General features: G+C 54.6%; 16 protein-coding genes. 8 read left to right on the forward strand and 8 right to left on the reverse strand.

Annotated elements, in window-relative coordinates:
* Positions 1-751 (forward strand): MFS transporter (locus tag JO226_RS11000; protein ID WP_293568472.1); only part of this gene is annotated, 751 nt, incomplete at its 5' end.
* On the opposite strand, the gene rbsR is transcribed toward JO226_RS11000, so the two are convergent.
* From rbsR to kup, 7 genes are all read right to left on the reverse strand, one after another.
* The gene (rbsR, locus tag JO226_RS11005; RefSeq protein WP_293580935.1) at positions 748-1,731 is read right to left on the reverse strand and encodes a ribose operon transcriptional repressor RbsR; all 984 of its coding nucleotides are present in this window, start codon (positions 1,729-1,731) and stop codon (positions 748-750) included. The two genes, JO226_RS11000 and rbsR, sit on opposite strands and share 4 nt — an antisense overlap.
* 12 nt (positions 1,732-1,743) lie before the next feature.
* Positions 1,744-2,673, reverse strand: coding sequence for a ribokinase (rbsK, locus tag JO226_RS11010; protein ID WP_293568474.1), 930 nt, complete (start codon positions 2,671-2,673; stop codon positions 1,744-1,746).
* A gap of 106 nt (positions 2,674-2,779) precedes the next feature.
* Positions 2,780-3,670: a ribose ABC transporter substrate-binding protein RbsB gene (rbsB, locus tag JO226_RS11015; protein WP_293568477.1), complete on the reverse strand. Its 891-nt coding sequence runs from the start codon at positions 3,668-3,670 to the stop codon at positions 2,780-2,782.
* 27 nt (positions 3,671-3,697) lie between these two features.
* A complete protein-coding gene (gene rbsC / locus JO226_RS11020; protein WP_293568480.1) occupies positions 3,698-4,663 on the reverse strand; it encodes a ribose ABC transporter permease in 966 nt (321 codons plus the stop codon).
* 5 nt (positions 4,664-4,668) lie between these two features.
* Positions 4,669-6,174, reverse strand: a complete 1,506-nt coding sequence (gene rbsA, locus JO226_RS11025) for a ribose ABC transporter ATP-binding protein RbsA (RefSeq protein ID WP_293580937.1) — start codon at positions 6,172-6,174, stop codon at positions 4,669-4,671.
* A 7-nt stretch (positions 6,175-6,181) separates the two neighbouring features.
* Positions 6,182-6,601 carry a D-ribose pyranase gene (gene rbsD / locus JO226_RS11030; protein ID WP_293568483.1) on the reverse strand — a complete coding sequence of 140 codons (420 nt, stop codon included), beginning with the start codon at positions 6,599-6,601 and terminating at the stop codon, positions 6,182-6,184.
* 183 nt (positions 6,602-6,784) lie between these two features.
* Positions 6,785-8,653: a low affinity potassium transporter Kup gene (gene kup, locus JO226_RS11035; RefSeq protein ID WP_293568486.1), complete on the reverse strand. Its 1,869-nt coding sequence runs from the start codon at positions 8,651-8,653 to the stop codon at positions 6,785-6,787.
* Between the two features lie 228 nt (positions 8,654-8,881).
* Between kup and ravA the strand changes: the two genes are divergently transcribed.
* Positions 8,882-10,378, forward strand: coding sequence for an ATPase RavA (ravA, locus tag JO226_RS11040; protein ID WP_293568488.1), 1,497 nt, complete (start codon positions 8,882-8,884; stop codon positions 10,376-10,378).
* Complete coding sequence (viaA, locus tag JO226_RS11045; protein WP_293568490.1) at positions 10,378-11,829, forward strand: ATPase RavA stimulator ViaA; 1,452 nt, start codon at positions 10,378-10,380, stop codon at positions 11,827-11,829. Before ravA ends, viaA begins: the two co-directional genes overlap by 1 nt.
* Here viaA and asnA read toward each other — a convergent pair whose 3' ends face one another.
* Entirely contained in the window at positions 11,830-12,822 is a 993-nt protein-coding gene (gene asnA / locus JO226_RS11050) for an aspartate--ammonia ligase (protein ID WP_293568492.1), read from the reverse strand. It lies immediately after the preceding gene.
* A gap of 149 nt (positions 12,823-12,971) precedes the next feature.
* Between asnA and asnC the strand changes: the two genes are divergently transcribed.
* From asnC to atpI, 5 genes are all read left to right on the forward strand, one after another.
* Positions 12,972-13,430 carry a transcriptional regulator AsnC gene (asnC, locus tag JO226_RS11055; RefSeq protein ID WP_013368348.1) on the forward strand — a complete coding sequence of 153 codons (459 nt, stop codon included), beginning with the start codon at positions 12,972-12,974 and terminating at the stop codon, positions 13,428-13,430.
* Positions 13,431-13,521: 91 nt separating this feature from the next.
* Entirely contained in the window at positions 13,522-13,962 is a 441-nt protein-coding gene (mioC, locus tag JO226_RS11060; RefSeq protein WP_293568507.1) for an FMN-binding protein MioC, read from the forward strand.
* Between the two features lie 382 nt (positions 13,963-14,344).
* The gene (gene mnmG / locus JO226_RS11065; RefSeq protein ID WP_293568510.1) at positions 14,345-16,234 is read left to right on the forward strand and encodes a tRNA uridine-5-carboxymethylaminomethyl(34) synthesis enzyme MnmG; all 1,890 of its coding nucleotides are present in this window, start codon (positions 14,345-14,347) and stop codon (positions 16,232-16,234) included.
* A 76-nt stretch (positions 16,235-16,310) separates the two neighbouring features.
* Positions 16,311-16,934: a 16S rRNA (guanine(527)-N(7))-methyltransferase RsmG gene (rsmG, locus tag JO226_RS11070; RefSeq protein ID WP_293568512.1), complete on the forward strand. Its 624-nt coding sequence runs from the start codon at positions 16,311-16,313 to the stop codon at positions 16,932-16,934.
* Between the two features lie 615 nt (positions 16,935-17,549).
* Positions 17,550-17,930 (forward strand): F0F1 ATP synthase subunit I, encoded by a 381-nt coding sequence (gene atpI / locus JO226_RS11075; protein ID WP_293580939.1) that lies wholly within the window; start codon positions 17,550-17,552, stop codon positions 17,928-17,930.
* The last annotated feature ends 1 nt before the right edge of the window (position 17,931 follow it).

Genomic DNA, 17,931 nt, shown 5'->3' on the forward strand with positions numbered 1-17,931 from the left:
GCTGTTCGGAGAAAAAATAGTATCGACCTGGCTTGCGCTGGCTATCGTCGCCCTCAGCCTGCTGCTGCTGACAGCCTACATTTTTCACGCTCGCTGTCATCCTACCCCGTTGATTGCGCTACCGATGTTCAGAACGCGCACCTTTTCAGTCGGCATTGCCGGTAACCTGGCCACCCGCCTGGGAACCGGCTGCGTTCCATTTCTGATGCCGCTGATGCTGCAGGTCGGTTTTGGTTATCCGGCGATTATCGCCGGCTGCATGATGGCGCCGACGGCAGTCGGTTCGATTATCGCCAAATCAACGGTGACGCAGGTCCTTAACTGGCTAGGCTACCGGAAAACACTGGTTGGGATCACCGTATTTATCGGGCTGATGATCGCGCAGTTCTCGTTGCAGACGCCGTCGATGCCGGTCTGGATGTTGATTTTGCCGCTGTTTGTGCTGGGAATGGCGATGTCGACGCAGTTCACCTCGATGAACACCATTACCCTTGCCGACTTAACGGACGAAAACGCCAGCAGCGGCAACAGCGTGCTGGCGGTAACGCAGCAGCTATCCATCAGCCTTGGGGTTGCGATCAGCGCGGCGGTGCTGCGCTTCTATGAAGGTATCGACGGTACAAATACCGTGGAGCAGTTCCACTACACCTTTATTACGATGGGGGTAATTACTATTGTGTCGGCGGTCATGTTTATACTGCTGAAGCAAAAAGATGGCCGCAACCTGATTAAGGAGCGGCACAAACGCTAGACTGAGCCTCTCACCACCAGCTCGGGCGTAAGCTGTACACGCTGCTGTTTCTGCCCGGGTTGCGCCATGCGATGGATAAGCACATCGATAGCCAGTTCCCCCAGCTCATCCTTCGGCTGATGAATAGTCGTTAGCGGCGGCGTCATATAGCGGGCGAGTTCAATATCATCATAACCAATCACCGCCATATCCTGCGGGATCCGCAAACCGGCCTGATACAGCGCCTGATAGACGCCCACGGCCATGGCGTCGTTGCCGACAAAGACCGCATGAGGCGGTTCATGAAGCGCAAGCAGCGTCTGCATGGCGGTAAACCCGCCGCCGAATTCAAAATCGCTGGTGATAATATAGCCTTGCGCGATCGGCAGGGCGCAGCGCTGCATCGCCACCTGGTAGCCTTCCAGTCGCAGACGGGCCGGGGTTTTATCCAGCGGACCGGCGATGCAGGCAATGCGGGTATAGCCTTTGTCGATTAAATACTGAGTCGCCATATCGCCGCCCAGCAGCGAATTGTCCTGAATCAGATCGCTGTCGCCGTCGAACGGCGCCCAGTCCATCATCACCGTCGGAATCGACGGGTAGCGCTGCATAATTTCCTGCGACGGCTGATGGGTTTCGGTGCACAGCAACAGTAAGCCATCGACGCGTTTTTGCATCAACGTCTCAAGGTTACGGTTCATTCGCTGTTCATCGCCTTCGGTATTGCATAACACCAGGCTGTAGCCGCGTTCAAAGCAGCTGCGTTCAACGCCGCGCACCAGTTCGGAATAAAACGGGTTGGTACTGGCGGTAATCAGCATACCGATAGTGCGAGTCTGATTGAGCTTGAGGCTGCGCGCCAGCGCAGACGGCGCGTAGTTGAGGCTCTTGATCGCCGCTTCCACTTTGCCAGTGATAGCCTCACTAACAAAGCGGTCTTTATTAATAACGTGAGAAACGGTTGAAGTGGAAACGCCCGCCGCGCGGGCTACATCCTTCATGGTAGCCAAGCATTACCTCTGCTGACGTAGGAATTCATCAATCTCTTCGCGCCATGGAACGGAGGGTTGGGCCCCTTTGCGGGTCACGGCGATCGCCGCCGCCGCATGAGCGAAACGCAGCGCTTCTGGCAACGGCTTTTCTTCCAGTAATGCGGTCATCAGCGCACCGTTGAAGGTATCACCCGCGGCGATAGTGTCGACAGCTTTTACGCGAAAGCCAGGAACGCGCTGGCCCTTACCCTGCTGGCTCGCCCACACGCCGCGGCTGCCGAGCGTAATAATCACGCTGTCAATGCCCTTGGCATGTAGCGCCTGCGCCGCTTTCGCCGCGTCGTCATCGTTCGTTACCCGAATGCCTGTCAGCTTCTCTGCTTCGGTTTCGTTAGGGGTGATGATGTCCACCAGCGCCAGCAGCTCATCCGGGAGTGCACGGGCCGGAGCCGGGTTAAGCACGACGGTCGTTTTGTTCTGGTGGGCGATTTTCGCCGCCGCCAGTACGCTTTCCAGCGGAGATTCCAGCTGCATTAACAGCGCATCGGCGCTGGCGATACGCGCATGCTCAGCGGCCACTTGCTCTGGTGAGAGCGCCGCGTTCGCGCCGGCATGAATGCCGATAACATTCTCCCCTTCCGCGTTGACGAAAATCAGCGCCACGCCGGTCGATTCGCCTTTCACCGCTCGCACAGGCGCAACATCAATGTTGTCGCACGCGAGTTGCTTGCGGATGCGTTCGCCGATGTCGTCTTCACCGGTACAGGCGATGAACGAAATCTTCGCGCCACTGCGTCCGGCCGCAACGGCCTGGTTCGCACCTTTACCGCCGAACGCGACCTGATAATGGTGTCCGGTGACGGTTTCGCCAGGTGTCGGGAAAGCATCAAGGTTGAGAATGTGATCGGCATTGATACTGCCAAGGACGACGAGATTGCCTGTGTTTTTCATGTTAAGTCTGTCCGTAAAGTGCGCCACCGGTGTTAGCGCCGGTGGCGCGTGCCCTGCTTTTCTTTTTTACGTTGTCCCTCAGACCTTATCAGATCTGAATCACGGGTTACTGCTTGATGACCAGTTTCAGGTCAACCGGATACTTGGCCTGAACCTTCTCGCCTTTCAGTACCTTATCGGCAGTCTCAACGCCTTTCGCGCCAATCTGCTCCGGCAACTGGGCAACGGTCGCTGCCAGTTTGCCATCATTTACCGCTTTTTCACCATCCGGCGTACCGTCAAATCCGACAACCATCACATCAGATTTACCTGCAGTCTGCAGCGCGCGCAGCGCACCCAGCGCCATTTCATCGTTCTGGGCGAATACGGCCTGCACGTCCGGATGCGCGGTCAGCAGGTTCTGCATGACGTTCAGACCTTTAGTACGGTCAAAATCTGCCGGCTGGCTGGCCAGTACGTTAAATTTGTGCGCCGCAACGGCCTGCTGGAAGCCTTCGCCACGCTCACGTGCCGCAGACGTCCCGGCAATACCCTGCAGTTCGATAACTTTGGCGCCTTCACCCGCTTTTTTCGCGATGTAGTCGCCCGCAATTTTGCCGCCCAGCACGTTATCAGACGCAATATGGCTTACCACTTCGCCTTTAGACGCAACGCGATCAAGGGTGATAACCGGGATCTTCGCCTGGTTAGCCATCTTAACGGCGTTACCTACCGCGTCGGAATCGGTCGGGTTGATCAGCAGGATTTTGGTGCCGCGAACGGTTAAGTCCTGAACGTTTGCCAGCTCTTTCGCCGGGTTGTTCTGGGAATCCAGAACCACCAGGTTATAACCCAGTTTGTCCGCTTCTTTCTGCGCGCCCTCCTTCAGAGAAACGAAGAACGGGTTATTCAGGGTGGAGATGACCAGCGCAATGGTGTCTTTCGCCATCGCGTTTGCGCTTACGGTTGCGCTCAACGCAACAGCAGAAACCAGGGTAGCCAGTTTTTTCATGTTCATATCAGAGATGTCCTGTAGTGTCGTCAGTTACTGCTTTTTGTTGTCTACCAGCACCGCCAGCAAAATCACCACCGCTTTGACGATCATCTGGTAATAGGAGGAAACACCTAACAAATTCAAACCATTATTCAGGAAACCAAGAATCAGTGCGCCGATCAACGTCCCAACAATGCGACCTTTGCCGCCCGCCAGGCTGGTACCGCCAAGCACCACCGCGGCGATAGCGTCCAGCTCGTAACCGGTACCCGCCGTTGGCTGTGCAGAGGAAAGACGCGCCACCTCAATGATGCCCGCCAGAGAGGCCAGCAAACCACACAGCGAATAAACGATAATTTTAACTTTGTTGACGCTAATGCCGGACAGGCGCGTCGCCGCTTCGTTACCGCCCAGCGCATAAATATAGCGGCCGAGACGAGTATGGTGCAGCATGTACCAGGCCGCCAGGAAGACAATCGCCATGATCCACACCGGCGTCGGGATACCCAGCGGGCGGCCGATACCGAACCAGCCAAACAGATCGGCATTGTCGGTAAACCCTGTATTCACCGGGCTGCCATTGGTGTACACCATGGTGACGCCGCGCAGCAGCAGCATCATCACCAGCGTGGCGATAAATGCCTGAACGCGCCCCTTAGCGACAATCACGCCGGTCATGGCGCCGATTGCCGCACCTAATGCGAGAGCGGCGGCAACAGCGACCAGCGCATTCACTTCAATACCGACAATCGACGCGGCGACCGCGCCGGTCAGCGCCAGCAGAGAACCGACGGACAGATCGATCCCCGAAGTCAAAATGACCAACGTCATCCCCACCGCCATAATGGCGTTAACGGAGGTTTGCTGCAGGATGTTGAACAGGTTGTTGACGGTAAAAAAGTTCGGACTCATGGTCGAAACAATCGCAATCAGCACCAGCAGGGCAATCAGCGATTTTTGCTCCATCAGCCACGCTTTAGTGAAATAACGGCGACCAGTAGCAGCCTGGGTAGTCATCTTTTTTACTCCTGATTCACACGATTAAGCTTACCCACAGCGGCAGCCATCAAAACTTCCTGAGTGGCCTGCTCGCGTGTGAATTCACCGCTGAGATGCCCTTCATGCATCACGATGATGCGGTCGCTCATGCCCAGCACTTCCGGCATCTCGGACGAGACGAGGATGATGCTCAGGCCATCAGCCTTAAACTGGTTAATCAGCTGATAGATCTCTTTTTTCGCCCCGACATCGACGCCGCGGGTCGGCTCATCGAGGATCAGCACTTTGGGTCGGGTCATCAGACCACGGGCAATCGCCACTTTCTGCTGATTCCCCCCGGAAAGCAGGCCAATCGCCTGTTCCATTGAGGGCGTTTTGACGTTAAACAGACGGATGAAATCACTCACTGCCTGCTGTTCATCCTTATGTTTCAGGCTCCCGCCGCTGCGGCTGAAGTAGCGCAGAGCGGTCAGGGACATGTTCTCTTTTACCGACATGCCCAGCACCAGGCCGTCACGTTTACGGTCTTCAGAAATATAGACAATACCGTTCGCAAGCCCATCTTGCGGGGATTTGGTGACCACTTCATGGCCATCCAGCGTGACGTACCCGCTGGTACGCGGCAGCGCGCCGTAAAGCACCTTCATCAACTCCGTGCGCCCCGCGCCCATCAGGCCGGATACGCCAAGAATTTCGCCTTTGCGCAGGGTAAAGCTGACGTTTTCAACCCCCGGGCCGCACAGGTTATCCACCTTCAGACGAAGGTCGCCCGCTGCTTTATCCAGATGCGGGTACTGATCTTCAAGCTTACGACCGACCATCATTTCAATCAGCGAATCTTCGGTAAGCGATGCCACTTCACGCTCGGCGATAAACTGCCCGTCGCGAAAGACGGTCACGTCGTCGCAAATCTCGAAGATCTCTTTCATGCGGTGGGAAATATAGACAATGCCGCGCCCCTGCGATTTTAGTTCGCGGATAACGCGGAACAGCGATTCGGTTTCGGTATCGGTGAGCGCGTCCGTCGGCTCATCCATAATGATAACCTTCGACTCGAAGCTCAGCACTTTGGCGATTTCCACCATCTGCTGGTCGCCGATCGACAGTTCACCCACCAGCCTGTCGCTCTTAAAGCGCAGGTTAAGCTTCGCCAGCAGCTTGTCGGCTTCGGCGTACATGGTTTTCCAGTCGATCTTGCCAAAACGGTTAACAAACTCACGGCCGAGGAAGATGTTTTCCGCAATCGTCAGTTGCGGGATCAGGTTCAGCTCCTGGTGGATAATGCCGATCCCGGCTTCCTGCGACGACTTCGGACCGTTGAAGGTGGTTTCTTTTCCCAGCCACGAGAGCGAACCGGCATCTCGCGTGTAGATGCCGGTCAGCACTTTCATCATAGTGGATTTACCGGCGCCGTTTTCACCCACCAGCGCCATTACACGCCCCGGATAAACATTCAGCGACGCGCCGGAAAGGGCTTTTACGCCCGGGAAAGCTTTGTCGATACCTTTAAGCTGCAATAATGCGTCCATGATGGCCTCAGAACGTGACGCCAGCACAGAGAATAATATTCGCATACGGGGAGCACTCCCCGCTGCGAATTACCGCCTGACTGTCCGCGGTTTGTTTTTTGAATTGCTCATGGGGGGTGTAACGAATTTCTATGGTGTTTCCCTGGTGTTGTTGCAGTTGCTCAATAAACTTGAGCAACGTTTCGTGAAGCTGCGGATTATGTTGTTTGATTTCCGCTGCGAGAATGGCCGCCTCAACCTGCATTTCTGCGGTAACCACTTCCAGCACCTGCATAAACGAAGGCACTCCCTGGGTTAATGCCATATCAATACGTTGCGTGCTGTGAGGGATAGGTAAACCTGCATCACACACCACCAGCGTATCGGTATGCCCAAGGCGGGAAATGACCGAGGAAATTTCAGAATTAAGCACCGCACCTTTCTTCATCTTTCTGCTCCACTAGCGAAACGTTTCGCTGAAATAAGTGTAGCCGCAAAAGTGTTCAGGAAACCATCAGGACGTAACAGAATTGTGATCACTGTCGAAACGTTTCGCTCAGTGAAATGCCGGGATACAAAAGAAGAGGAGGCTGCCGGGTAACACGACGTTTACCCGGCATAGGTTGAAAACTTAAATCTCGACCTGCGTTCCCAGCTCAATCACGCGGTTAGGCGGGATCTCAAACTGGTCAGGCGCACGCAGGGCGTTACGCTGCAAAATCAGATACAGCTTGCCGCGCAGACGCAGATACCACGGCCTGTCGCCAATGATTAACGACTCGTGGGACATAAAGAACGATGTCTCCATCATCCGGCAGCTCAGACCTTCCAGCCCACAGCGATGGAAAACTTCTTCCACGTTCGGCGTCTCACGCCATCCGTAGCTTGCTACCACGCGCCAGAACGACGGTGACAGTTGCTCAATCTGCACACGGCGGACGTTATGCACATAAGGAGCATCTTCCGTACGCAGCGTCAGCAGAATCACGCGTTCATGCAGCACCTTGTTGTGTTTCAGGTTATGCAGCATGGCAAAGGGAATCACGTTCAGGGCGCGAGACATATACACCGCGGTTCCCGGCACACGCACCGGCGGCGATTTCTCCAGCGATGCGATCATCGCTTCCAGAGAGTTGCCATGTTCGTGCATACGGCGCAGTAGGCGGAAGCGTTCGCTTTTCCAGGTGGTCATGATAAGGAACATGACCAGACCCAGGCTCAACGGCAGCCAGCCGCCGGAGAACAGCTTATCGAGGTTTGCCGAGAACAGCGGCACATCAATGAACAGGAAGGCAAAAAGGATGCATCCCACAAGGTATTTGTTCCAGTGCCAGTTTCTGAACGCCACCGTGGTGGAGAGAATCGACGTCAGCACCATCGTTCCCGTCACCGCAATACCGTATGCCGCCGCCAGGTTACTTGAGTGTTCAAAGCTCACGATAACGATAACGACCGCCACATACAGCATCCAGTTAACGAACGGAATGTAGATCTGCCCGGACTCCATCTCGGAGGTATGAATGATGCGCATCGGCGACAGATAGCCCAGACGCACCGCCTGACGGGTCAGGGAGAACACGCCGGAGATAACCGCCTGCGAGGCGATAACCGTCGCCAGGGTTGCGATGATAAGCATCGGGATCAGCGCCCATTCCGGCGCCAGCAGGAAGAACGGGTTCTTAATCGCTTCCGGATTCTTCAGCAGCAGCGCGCCCTGGCCAAAATAGTTAAGCGCCAGCGACGGCAGCACCACCGTGAACCAGGCGACGCGAATCGGTAGCTTGCCGAAATGGCCCATATCCGCATACAGCGCTTCCACGCCGGTGATAGAAAGCACCACCGCGCCTAACGCAACAAAGGAGACGGTTTTGTACTCGAGGAAAAAGTGTACCGCCCAGTAAGGATTCAGCGCCTGCAGCACTTCCGGATTCGCGATGATGCTTCGTGCGCCCAGCACCGCCAGCAACAGGAACCAGATAAGCATGATCGGGGCAAACAGTTTACCCACAATGCCGGTGCCGTGTTTCTGGATGGCGAACAGCAGCGTAAGTACGACGATGGATATCGGCACTATCCAACTGTCGAGCTGCGGCGCGATAATTTCGAGCCCCTCTATTGCCGACATCACCGAGATTGCCGGGGTGATAACCACCTCGCCATAGAAAAAACTGCCGCCGATAAGTCCGAGGATCACCAGTACTGAGGTCATTCGCGCCGACGTGTTGCGACCTGCCAGCGACATCAGTGTCAGGATGCCGCCTTCCCCGGCGTTGTCCGCGCGCATCACGAAAGTAATATATTTGATGGAAACGGTAAAAATCAGTAGCCAGAAAATCAGTGACAGAAAACCAAACACGGCGTCACGTTCAACACCAAAGCCGAACTGGCCAGACAAACATTCACGAAGCGTATAAAGTGGGCTGGTCCCGATATCGCCGTAAACCACGCCAATTGCCGCGAGGGTTATCGCGGGCAACGATTGCTTATTATCAGTGCTCATAGACTAGTCTTTCGTTTATAAAACATTATAAAACAAATGTGTGCTTAGTCCCTTGGCCCACAAAAAACGCACAGTATGCACGATTAACTGCGAAATCGTACCCCTAACTCAACGCAAATTAACCTGGCTCAAAAAAAATTCAGGCATTCCCCGCTCTATTACCCGTCCTGTACTAGCGGCTATAATCGCTTGATAGCTGGATAAAAAGCGGAGGGATACCACTCTATTATGACGCAATCACATTTATTAGCAGAAAGAATTTCCCGGCTCAGCGGCGCACTGGAAAAAGGCGTCTTTGAGCGTAGCCACGCCATCCGGCTCTGTCTACTGGCGGCACTCAGCGGTGAAAGCGTTTTTCTCCTCGGGCCGCCAGGCATCGCGAAAAGCCTTATCGCCCGCCGCTTAAAATTCGCCTTCCGGCACGCCCGCGCTTTTGAATATCTGATGACCCGCTTTTCCACCCCTGAAGAAGTTTTCGGTCCCCTCTCCATCCAGGCGTTAAAAGATGAAGGACGCTATGAGCGTCTGACCCAGGGGTATTTACCCGAGGCCGAAATCGTTTTTCTCGATGAGATCTGGAAAGCGGGACCGGCTATTCTCAACACCCTGCTCACCGCCATCAACGAACGCCACTTCCGCAACGGCGCCCGCGAAGCGAAAATCCCGATGCGCCTGCTGGTGGCGGCCTCCAATGAATTACCGGAAGCCGATAGCAGCCTTGAGGCGCTCTATGACCGTATGCTGATCCGCCTGTGGCTGGACAAAGTCCAGGATAAGGGAAATTTCCGTTCAATGCTGGTAAGCCAGCAGGATGAAACCAGCAACCCGGTGCCGGAAAACCTCCAGGTGACTGACGAAGAGTTTCACGAGTGGCAGACGCAAATCGGTGCTGTGAAGCTCACCGACAGCATCTTTGAGCTTATCTATCAGTTGCGCCAGCAGCTGGATACGCTGCCTAACGCCCCCTATGTGTCAGACCGTCGCTGGAAAAAAGCGATCCGTCTGCTGCAAGCCAGCGCCTTCTTCAGCGGTCGCGACGCCATTGCGCCTGTGGATTTAATCCTGCTGAAAGACTGTCTGTGGCACGATGCTCAGAGCATGAATCTGATGCAGCAGCAGATGGACATATTGATGACCGGGCACGCCTGGCAGCAGCAGGCCATGCTCACCCGCCTGGGCGCTATTACCCAGCGCCGATTACAGCTCCAGCAGCAGCAAAGCGATAAAACGGCGTTAAAAGTGACTAAACTCGGCGGAATGTTCAGCCGCAAACCGCACTATGAACTCCCGGCGGAGCTGCAGGATGCCACGCTGACCCTGCTTTTACAGCAGCCGCTCAAGCTGCACGATATGAACGTTGTGCATATCACCCTTGAACGCCAACCGCTGGTAAACTGGCTGGAAAAAGGCGGCGAGATCCGCGGTAAACTTAACGGTATTGGTTTTGCGCAGGTGTTAAATATGGACGTTGACGCCAGCCAACACCTGGTCGTCAGGGACGTGAGCCTGCAGGGTACCCGCCTGGCGCTGCCGGGAAGCACATCGGCTGACAGCATGCCTGCCGAGATAAAACAGCAACTGGACGCGCTCGAAGAAGAGTGGTACCAACAGCACAACCGCTTTAGCGAACAGCAAAAGTGCCTGTTTATTCAGGGCGACTGGTTAGGTCGTATTGAGGCAAGCCTGCAGGATGTAGGCGCACAGATAAAACAGGCGCGACACTAATGCTCACTCTGGACACGCTCAATGTAATGCTGGCAGTCAGCGAGGAGGGATTGATCGAAGAGATGATCCTTGCCCTGCTGGCCTCCCCGCAGTTGGCCGTGTTCTTTGAAAAATTTCCCCGGCTGAAAAACGCCATCTCAGAAGATATTCCCCGCTGGCGGGAGGGGCTCCGGCGACGGCTCAAAGAGATTCCGGTGCCTCAGGAACTGAGCGAGGAAGTCGCCTGCTTCCAGCGTGCTCAGTCGCTGTCGACCACACAGTTTATCGTACAACTGCCGCAAATTCTGGCGCTGCTGCATCAGGTTCACTCGCCATTTGCCGCCCAGGCGCAACAACTGGTGGACGATAACGCCACCTTTACCGCCGCCATGCATACGCTGTTTTTGCAACGCTGGCGGCTAAGTCTCGTGGTGCAGGCCACCACGCTTAACCAACAGTTGCTCGAAGAGGAGCGCGAACAGCTGCTCAGCGAAGTGCAGGAGCGGATGACGCTCAGCGGCCAGTTGGAGCCGATTCTGGTCGAAAACGAGAACGCCGCCGGGCGGTTGTGGGATATGAGCGCGGGCCAGCTCAGACGAGGCGACTGGCAACTTATCGTCAAATACGGTGATTTTCTCAGCCAGCAGCCCGAACTGATGAAACTGGCAGAGCAGCTTGGTCGCTCCAGAGAGGCAAAATCGGTCCCGAAGAAAGATTCGCCGATGGAAACCTTCCGCACGCTGGTGCGGGAACCGGCCACGGTACCGGAACAGGTGGATGGCCTGCAGCAAAGCGACGATATCCTGCGCCTGCTGCCGCCAGAGCTGGCGACCCTTGGTATTACCGAACTGGAATATGAGTTTTACCGCCGGCTGGTGGAAAAACAGCTGCTCACCTACCGGCTACACGGCGATGCCTGGCGGGAGAAAATCAGCGAGCGCCCGGTGGTGCACCAGGATGTGGATGAACAGCCGCGCGGGCCGTTTATCGTCTGTGTGGATACCTCTGGCTCCATGGGCGGTTTTAACGAGCAATGCGCTAAAGCCTTCTGTCTGGCGCTGATGCGGGTTGCGCTGGCCGACAACCGGCGCTGCTTTATTATGCTCTTCTCAAGCGAGGTGGTGCGTTACGAGCTGACGGGACCGCACGGCATTGAACAGGCGATCCGCTTCTTAAGCCAGCGCTTTCGCGGCGGCACAGATATCGCCAGCTGTTTTCGCGCCATTATCGAAAGGCTGCAAAACCCGGAGTGGTACGACGCTGATGCGGTGGTCATTTCCGATTTTATCGCCCAGCGGCTACCGGATGACGTCGTCAATAAGGTGGGAGAACTTCAGCGCCATCATCAGCACCGCTTTCATGCCGTCGCGATGTCAGCGCACGGCAAACCCGGCATCATGCGCATTTTCGATCATATCTGGCGCTTTGATACCGGATTACGCAGCCGTCTTATCCGGCGCTGGCAGCGCTAATTACAGCAGCGAACCGACGCTTTCGCGTACCTGTTGCGGCCAGACGCCGCACTGAACCTGGCCGATATGCGACAGTTGCAGCAACAACATCGTCAAACGAGACTGCCCGATCCCCCCGCCGATGGTCTGCGGCATTTCCCCTCTGAGCAGCGCCTGGTGCCATTCAAGCTGCAGACGGTCTTCGTCCCCCGTGAGCGCTAACTGGCGTTTTAACGCATCGGCATCCACGCGGATCCCCATTGAAGAAAGCTCGAAGGCGTCTTCCAGAACCGGGTTCCACACCAGAATATCGCCGTTGAGCCCGGCAAACTCACGCTCGCCGACGCTGCTCCAGTCGTCATAATCCGGCGCACGCACGTCATGGCGCTGGCCGTCAGACAGTTTGCCGCCGATCCCAACCAGAAACACAGCGCCCAGCTCTTTGGCGATCGCGCGCTCGCGGCCTTTGGCATCGAGACTCGGGAAGCGGCTCAGCAGCGCCTGGCTGTGGACAAAGTGGATAGTCTCCGGCAGGAACGGCGTCAGGCCGAATTCTTGACTGACTGCCGCTTCGGTCGCTTTGATCCCGGCATAAATCGCCTCGACGGTGGCTTTCAGCGTACCGGTGTGGCGTTCGCCGTCACCCATCACGCGTTCCCAGTCCCACTGGTCGACATACACGGAATGGATAGCGGAAAGTCGGTCTTCATCGGGGCGAAGGGCCTTCATGTGCGTGTACAGCCCTTCGCCCGCGCTGAAGTCGTGTTGTCCCAGGGTTTGACGCTTCCACTTCGCCAGTGAGTGAACCACTTCGAACTGGGCGTCAGGCAGTGTTTTCACTTTAACCTGCACCGCTTTTTCGCAACCAGAAAGGTTATCCTGCGTCCCGTCGCCTACGCGGCTTAAGATCGGCGCCTGGACTTCAATCAGACCGAGCTTCTCTTCAAGCTGGCGGGAAAAATGGGATTTAACGAAACTGATCTGGCGTTGTTTTGCGATATAAGCGGTTTTCATATTTATACTCCTGCGTCCTGTTCCATTGATTAAGCAACAAAACCGGCAACTAATTCAATAATCAAACAACAAAAAGCCCACTTCACTTTTAATTCATCAATACGAAGCGCTAAAATAGAGCGAATCATTAATCTTCATAAGAAAAAGCGATGGAAAATTATCAGATCGACAATCTGGACCGCGGCATTCTTGAGGCGTTGATGGCTAACGCCCGTACCGCCTATGCCGAACTGGCGAAGCAGTTTGGCGTCAGTCCCGGCACGATTCACGTCCGGGTAGAAAAAATGAAGCAGGCTGGCATTATCACCGGCGCGCGTATCGACGTGAGCCCGAAGCAGCTGGGTTACGATGTCTGCTGTTTTATCGGCATTATCCTGAAAAGCGCTAAAGACTATCCCTCCGCGCTGGCGAAGCTGGAAAGTCTCGATGAGGTGACCGAGGCCTACTACACCACCGGCCACTACAGTATCTTTATTAAGGTGATGTGCCGCTCTATCGATGCGCTACAGCAGGTACTTATCAACAAGATCCAAACAATCGATGAAATTCAGTCCACCGAGACGTTGATCTCCCTGCAGAACCCGATCATGCGCACTATCCGCCCGTGATCGGGCTTTTTAATCCCACAGCTTTCCACAGGTAGATCCCAGCTCACACACAGCGTACAATACGCCACTCAGAGTGGTTGAGTGGACGATCATGGCAGAGATAACCCTTATCAGCGGCAGCACCCTTGGCGGCGCCGAATACGTAGCAGAGCATCTGGCGGAAAAGCTGGAAGATGCGGGTTTTACGACGCAGACGCTGCACGGCCCCCTGCTTGACGATCTTAATAAAGAAGGGATCTGGCTGGTTATCAGCTCCACCCACGGTGCGGGAGATATCCCGGACAACCTGTTGCCGTTCTACGATGCTATAAAGGAAGAAAAACCGGATCTGTCCGCTGTACGCTTTGGCGCAGTGGGTATTGGCAGCCGGGAATATGACACCTTTTGCGGTGCCATCGAGAAAATCGACGACGCGCTGAAGGCCTGCGGAGCAAAACAGCTTGGCGAAACGCTCAAAATCAACGTCCTTGAGCACGACATTCCGGAAGATCCGGCGGAAATTTGGGTCGGATCCTGGAAAAATTTGCTCTGAGAAGTGTAAAGATCGTGCGATCTTCTGTGGATAAGTCTGGTTAAAAGCTTGGATCAACCGGTAGTTATCCCAATAATAAGGTTTGGCTAGTTTTTGAGTTGTGCATAACCCTTCATTCTGATCCCAGCTTATACGGACCAGGATCACCGATCATTCACAGATTGTGATCCTCCCTAAGCATTTGATCTTAAAAACAGGATCCCACTTATCCACAACAAAGGGCGATCCTAATAAGAGATCACAATAGAACAGATCTCTATATAAAAAGATCTTCTTTTTAATACCCAGGATCCCGGGTGCTTTCTCCGGCGCGCAAAGTTGAGTAGAATCCACGGCCCGGGCTTCAATCCATTTTCATACCGCGTTATGCGAGGCAGACCACATGTTTTATCAGGATCCTTTTGACGTCATCATCATTGGCGGGGGTCATGCAGGTACTGAGGCCGCGATGGCCGCAGCACGTATGGGGCAACAGACCCTGCTTTTGACACACAATATCGACACTCTGGGGCAGATGAGCTGCAACCCGGCGATCGGCGGTATTGGGAAAGGACACCTGGTGAAAGAAGTGGATGCGCTTGGCGGCCTGATGGCAACCGCGATTGACCAGGCAGGCATTCAGTTTAGGATACTAAACGCGAGTAAAGGCCCGGCAGTTCGTGCCACTCGCGCACAGGCCGATCGCGTGCTCTACCGCCAGGCTGTGCGTACCGCGCTGGAAAACCAGCCGAACCTGATGATTTTCCAGCAGGCGGTTGAGGATCTGATCGTCGAAAACGATCGTGTTGTCGGCGCAGTGACCCAAATGGGCCTTAAGTTCCGTGCAAAAGCCGTCGTCCTGACGGTGGGTACTTTCCTTGACGGCAAAATTCATATTGGGCTGGATAACTACAGCGGTGGCCGTGCAGGCGATCCGCCGTCCATCTCTCTGTCCCGCCGTTTGCGTGAGCTGCCGCTGCGTGTCAGCCGCCTTAAAACCGGTACGCCGCCGCGCATTGACGCCCGGACTATTGATTTCAGCGTGCTGGCCCAGCAGCATGGCGACACCCCGCTGCCGGTGTTTTCGTTTATGGGCAATGCCGCGCAGCACCCGCGTCAGGTTCCGTGCTACATCACGCACACCAATGAAAAAACGCATGATGTGATCCGCAATAACCTCGATCGCAGCCCGATGTATGCCGGGGTGATCGAAGGGATCGGCCCGCGCTACTGCCCGTCTATCGAAGACAAAGTGATGCGCTTTGCCGATCGTAATCAGCACCAGATCTTCCTTGAACCGGAAGGACTGACCTCTAACGAGATTTATCCAAACGGTATCTCCACCAGCCTGCCCTTTGACGTGCAAATGCAAATTGTTCGTTCCATGCAGGGAATGGAAAACGCGAGAATCGTTCGTCCAGGCTATGCTATCGAATACGATTTCTTCGATCCGCGCGACCTGAAGCCAACGCTGGAAAGCAAATTTATCCACGGCCTGTTCTTTGCCGGACAGATCAACGGCACCACCGGCTATGAAGAAGCGGCCGCTCAGGGGCTGTTGGCCGGTCTGAACGCCGCGCGCTTCTCTGCCGAAAAAGAGGGATGGGCACCATCACGTTCCCAGGCCTATCTCGGCGTGCTGGTGGACGACCTGTGTACGCTCGGCACCAAAGAGCCTTACCGCATGTTCACCTCGCGTGCGGAATACCGCCTGATGCTGCGCGAAGACAACGCCGATCTACGTCTGACGGAAATGGGTCGCGAGCTTGGCCTGGTTGACGATGTTCGCTGGGCGCGCTTCAACGAGAAGCTGGAATGCATCGAACGCGAACGTCAGCGTCTGAAATCGACCTGGGTGACGCCATCTGCTGAGACGGCGGCGGAAGTGAATACTCACCTGACCGCGCCCCTGTCCCGTGAAGCCAGCGGCGAGGATCTGCTGCGTCGTCCGGAGATGACCTACGAACAGTTGGTGCAGCTTTCACCGTTCGCGCCGGGCCTTGAAGACGAGCAGGCGGCAGAGCAGGTTGAGATTCAGGTCAAATACGAAGGCTATATCGCGCGTCAGCAGGATGAGATCGAAAAACAGCAGCGCAATGAAAACACGTTGCTGCCAGCGACCCTGGATTACCGCCAGGTGACGGGCTTATCCAACGAAGTGATCGCCAAACTGAACGATCACAAACCGTCATCCATCGGACAGGCGTCGCGAATCTCCGGGATCACGCCAGCGGCGATTTCAATTTTGCTGGTCTGGCTGAAAAAACAGGGTATGCTGCGCCGCAGCGCGTAACGGCAGACCCTCAGTACCATTCTGGCGGGTAGCGCTTTGTTTACCCGCCCTACAACATTTCGAACAGGTATTCACCGTGCTCAACACACTTTCTCGTCTGCTGGATAAAGCAGGCATTTCGCTCACCGATCACCAGAAAAATCAGCTGGTGGCCTATGTCGATATGCTGAACAAATGGAACAAGGCGTACAACCTCACCTCCGTACGCGACCCTAACGAGATGTTAATCCGCCATATTCTCGACAGTATCGTGGTAGCGCCGCACCTGCAGGGTGAACGTTTTATCGATGTGGGTACGGGACCAGGGTTGCCGGGGATTCCGTTGTCTATCGTTCGCCCTGAGGCGCACTTTACGCTGCTGGATAGCCTGGGCAAGCGCGTACGCTTCCTGCGTCAGGTGCAGCACGAGCTTAAGCTGGATAACGTGATGCCGGTACAAAGCCGCGTAGAAGACTTTCCGGCGCAGCCGCCGTTTGACGGCGTGATTAGCCGGGCGTTCGCCTCGCTCAATGACATGGTGAGCTGGTGTCACCACCTTCCTGGGGAAAACGGCCGATTTTATGCGCTGAAGGGGCAACTGCCGGATGACGAGATAGCGATGCTGCCCGCCGGATATACGGTTGAAGAGATAGTAAAACTTCGGGTTCCGCAGTTGGAAGGCGAGCGTCATCTGGTGATGATTAAGCCAACCAAAATTTAATTTTTATCAAAAAATGTGAAGTTTAGCACCACTGAGAAGTGTTAAAATTCGGCGACAAAAGCAGCGATACGTCCGGTTACATTTAACCCAACGATTACTGCTTTTTTGCTTTTCATTAACGACCCGCTTTTTGTCAACACGCGGAATAGTCAACTGTGAAAATATCAGCGTGCTAAAAGTTGGTCTGGTGAATAGCATACTGTTGTTAAAATTTTATTATGATTGTCAATGAATGGTTTTTGTCTTGTATCGGGCTGTTTTAAAAATAGTTCAGGAAATTTGTTATAAATTTCAGAATGATGAAAACCAGGAATTATTTATCTGCGTCATTACGATAAACACGAAAATGTTTTTTTTGTGATCGGATGCACGCTTTAAAGTTGGTGTTTTCGCGTTGTTTGCAGTTTTGACTGATCGTTCACACTTTCATTAAAAGTGTGAGAACCGTGGTCCCGAAAAATATTTAAACATTTATTCACCTTTTCGCTACTTATTGTTTGAATTCACGAGGCGTCACCGTATAATTTGTCCGCTTTTTGATGCTTGACTCTGAGCCTTAAAGAACGTTTTATACGACACGCGGCATACCTCGAAGGGAGCAGGAGTAAAAACGTGATGTCTGTGTCGCTCTTGAGTAGAAACGTTGCTCGTAAGCTTCTGTTCATTCAGTTTCTGGCAGTAACAGCAAGTGGACTGCTGTTTTGTCTCAAAGACCCCTTCTGGGGCATTTCCGCAGTGTGCGGAGGTTTGGCGGTCATAGTGCCAAATATGTTGTTTATGATTTTTGCCTGGCGTCATCAGGCGCATACACCTGCCAAAGGCCGCGTGGCCTGGTCCTTCGCGTTCGGCGAAGTGTTTAAGGTGTTGCTGACCTTTGCCCTCCTGGTGATGGCGCTGGCGGTTGTCAAAGCGGTGTTTGTGCCGCTGATTGTGACGTGGGTTTTGGTGCTGGTGGTACAAATTCTGGCGCCAGCGGTAATCAACAACAAAGGGTAAA

It is taken from the genome of Pluralibacter sp. (assembly GCF_019237635.1).
GTDB lineage: Bacteria > Pseudomonadota > Gammaproteobacteria > Enterobacterales > Enterobacteriaceae > Enterobacter_B.